Raw genomic sequence first — 3752 nt, 5'->3', positions numbered from 1 at the left:
GCGACGAAAGTCGTCGCCTTGCCCGCCAGCGAATAGAGGCCGAAGAACTCGGTCATCATCTCGACCGGCGCGATGCGCGCGAGCATCGTGCGGCTGGACGCAATGGTCGGCCCCGCCATCAATCCGAAGAAGGCGACGGTGATGAGAAAGCCCTGCTGCGGCAGCGTCGAGAAAGCCTTCGCATCCGGCGCGGCGGGGACATGGATGAAGAAGAAGAGCTGATCGCGATCGAAGGAGATCAGCACCATGAAGGCGACGAGCGCGAAGACGAGCGACCAGATGAGCGTCTTCTTCGAACCGAAGCGCTGATCGGTCCAGCCGCCGACAAAGGCCCCCAGCGCCGCAAAGAACGTCGCCCAGAGCCCGTAGACCGCCATCTCCATCGCTCCCCAATGGAAGATCGAGGCGGCGAGAATGCCGCCGAAGACGAAGATCGCGTTCATGCCGTCGTAAAAAGCCATGCGCGAAATGAGATAGAGCGCGACATTGCGGAAATGCCAGGCCTCGCTGATCGTATGCGCGAGCCGGACGAGACCGGCCTTGGCGGCCGCCATGCGCGAGAGCCCGCGATGCGCCTGATCGGGCACGAAGAAGAGAAGCGGCAGCATGAAGACGAAGAACCACGTGCCGGAGATCGGCCCGACGATGCGGTCGGTTTCATGCGCTTCCTTCGACAAGCCGAAGAGCGGCGCGTCGGGAATGAGGGGCGCATGGACGACGCCCGGCAATTGCAGATAGATCAGCACCAGAACCAGCGCAAAGATCGCCGCGAGCTGGCCGACGCCGATGCCGATTCCCGACAGAAGCCCGATGCGGCGCTCCGAGGCGATGGTCGGCAGCATGGCATTGGCGAAGATGATCGCGAATTCCATGCCGACCGAGGCGACGATCAGGGCCAGCATGACCGGCAGCACGGGTTCGCCCGGCACCGCGATCCAGAGGCCGAAGCATCCCACCGTGCAGAAGATCGTGAAAAAGACGATCCACGGTTTGCGCGGCCCGGCCGCGTCGGCCATCGCGCCGAGAAGCGGACTCGACAGCGCGATGATGATGCCGGCGATGGCTTGCGTATAGCCCCAGATCGCCTGGCCCTTCACCGGATCGCCGACCACGGTCGCGGTCAGATAGGGTGCGAAGAGGAAGATCGTGACGAGTGAAAAATAAGGCTGGTTGGCCCACTCGTAACAAACCCATGCGGCCTGCGCCAGCGTGGACGCAGGCTCGCGCTCTGTACGTATTGTCAATCGATCGCCTCCGCGCGTTCCTCCCGCACAAAGAGCATACCGACGAGCCCGATGACAAGAAGAACAAGCACGGAAGCAAAGCCCGCCCGCTGGCTTTGAAATATATCCGTCGTAATGCCGACCAGCGTCGGCCCGAGAAAGGCCGTCGCCGTGCCCGACAGCGCATAGATGCCGAAGAATTCCGACATCTTCGAGACGGGCGCGATGCGCGCCAGCATCGTACGGCTGTTGGCATAGGCGGCCGTGATGCAGATCGCGACGAGCAGCACGACCGTCAGGTAGAGAAGCTCGGGCAGCGTCCGGAAGAAGGGCAGATCCCAGAGCGGCGGCGTCGCCGGATCGTGGGGGAAGAAAAAGAAGAGCTCGGTCGGCGTGATCGAAACCGCGAGGACGACGCCGAGCGCCGTGCCGCCGATCGAGATCATGATGGCGCGCTTCGACCCGAACGTGTCGTCGAGCCAGCCGCCGAAAATGCCGCCGCCCACCGCGAAGATCGAGAGCACGATGCCGTAGATGGTGAGCGTCAGCGCATCCCAGTGGAAGACGCCCGCCGCATAGACGCCGCCGAAGACCAGCACCGCCGTCTTGCCGTCATTGTAGAACATGCGGGCGATGAGATAGGCGGCGACGTTCCGGTAGCTGCGGAGCTTGACCACCGTCTTGACGACCGTGCCGAGCCCGCGCTTCACGGCGACGCCGAGCGGCACACCCGCGCCCTTCACATCCGGCGTCCAGAGAAGGAGCGGCAGCGTGAAAAGCGCCATCCATAGGGCGCAGATCGGCCCCGCGATACGGCTGTTCTCGAATTGCGCGACGTCGATGCCGAAGAGCGCTTTCGCCGGAATGAAGCTCCAGCCGACCATGCCGGGAAGCATGAAGGCCCAGAGCATGAAACAGAGAATGATGAGCGCGCCGGCATTGCCGAGCGCCAGGCCGAGACCCGACAGGAAGCCGATGCGGTGATGCGGCGCGACCGCCGGCAGCATCGAATTGTGGAAGACCGCGGAAAATTCAAAGGCGATCGAGACCGCGACGACCAGCGCCGCGATGCCGAGGATGGAAAGCCCCTGCCCGCCCGGCAGCGCCCACCACAGCGCGAAGGTCGCCGGCACCATGATCGCGACGAAGAAGGCGATCCACGGCTTGCGCTTGCCGCCCGTGTCCGCGATCGCGCCGAGCACCGGCCCGAGCACCGCGATGAAGAAACCGGCAATGCCGTTGATATGGCCCCAGATCGCCTGGCCCTTCACCGGATCGCCGACGACCACATTCGAGAAATAGGGCGAGAAGATATAGATGGTGATGAGGATCACGTAAGGGTTGCGCGCCCATTCGAACAGCGCCCAGCTCCACTGGCCCTTGCCGTCCGCCGCCGCGTCGCCCGTCGCCGACAGAAGTTGGGAGCCGATCTGCCCCGGTACCTGAATGCGCAACGGCTCGTCGCCGCTCTCCCGGTTGAGCTGATCCACTTGATACTCCTCCCATGACAATGGCAGGTCCCCGCGCCCTTCTGCCGAGGGCGCTTGCCGAACCCGCGCCGCGGGATTGGAGCATAAAGGGACCGGGCCGAAAAGGCCGCGAAAGGAATTTTGCAGGAGGAATTATGCCCGGCCGCGGGAATTCAGCGCGCGCCGCGCCGAAAATCCGAGTGCGAGCAGGAGCAGCGGAAAGCCGATCTGAAGATGGCTCGCGCCGGCCACAGGCGAGACGAGCGCCGGCATGCCATAGAGCGCGATGAGCGCGATCTTCTCGTTGCGCGTCGCGCCGCGCTCGACCATGTCGCTTGCAAGAATGGCGATGGGGACGGCCATGATCGCGAATTCGTAATCGAAGAGATAGGGTAGAAGGAGCAGCGTCGCGGAGATCAGCACCGCGAAGGCGAGCCGAGTCGGGCCCGCTCTGTACCAGACGCAGGCAACCGCAGCCGTTGCGCCGAGCGCCATCAGACCCTGCGCGCCATAGGCGAACCACTCGGGCAACCCGAGCAGGCGGAAGAAGACGAAGGCCGTCGGCATCTTGTTCCAGGGCAGGAATCCCTGTTCCAGGATTTCGCGGACGAGCGGCGCATTCTTGAGAAAGGCGAGCCAGAGATCGGTCCCGAGCACCAGCGTCGAGAGAAGCGCGAAGCCCGCCGCCGTCGCGCCGGCAACGAAGAAGACGCGCCATTGCCGCGATGCGATGAGCGCGACCGGAATGAGCAATCCGAGTTGCGGCTTGAAGGCGAGGAGACCGAGCAATACGCCGGCAAGTGCCGGACGCCGTTCCATGGCGAGGACAGCACCGGCAAAAAGCGCCGCGGAGAGAAATGAATTCTGGCCGTGGAAGGCGCAGATGAAGGCGCCGGGAAAGGCAAGAAGAAGAAGCACCGCCTCCTTCTGCTTCAGGAGCCGCGCCGTGGTCAGCGCATAAGCCGTCAGCGTGACGCCTGTGAAGACCAGATAAGAAAGAAGATAGGGCAGCAGTGCCAGCGGCGCCGCGAGAAGCTGGAAGGTCGGCGGGTAGTGCCAG

At 64.0% G+C, this 3752-nt stretch carries 3 protein-coding genes; all 3 read right to left on the bottom strand.

The window, feature by feature from the left end; genetic code table 11:
• Window positions 1-1244, bottom strand: a 1244-nt coding sequence (locus VMR03_RS02210; protein ID WP_325401844.1) for an MFS transporter, incomplete at its 3' end; no start/stop codon positions are given.
• Window positions 1241-2713 (bottom strand): MFS transporter, encoded by a 1473-nt coding sequence (locus VMR03_RS02205; protein ID WP_325401842.1) that lies wholly within the window; start codon window positions 2711-2713, stop codon window positions 1241-1243. The genes VMR03_RS02205 and VMR03_RS02210, both read right to left, overlap by 4 nt.
• Window positions 2714-2845: 132 nt before the next feature.
• On the bottom strand, window positions 2846-3752 hold a 907-nt coding region (locus VMR03_RS02200), incomplete at its 5' end, for a glycosyltransferase family 87 protein (RefSeq protein WP_325401840.1).

This window comes from Parvibaculum sp. (assembly GCF_035511255.1).
Taxonomy (GTDB): domain Bacteria; phylum Pseudomonadota; class Alphaproteobacteria; order Parvibaculales; family Parvibaculaceae; genus Parvibaculum.
This window is presented reverse-complemented; position numbering and strand designations above follow the sequence as displayed.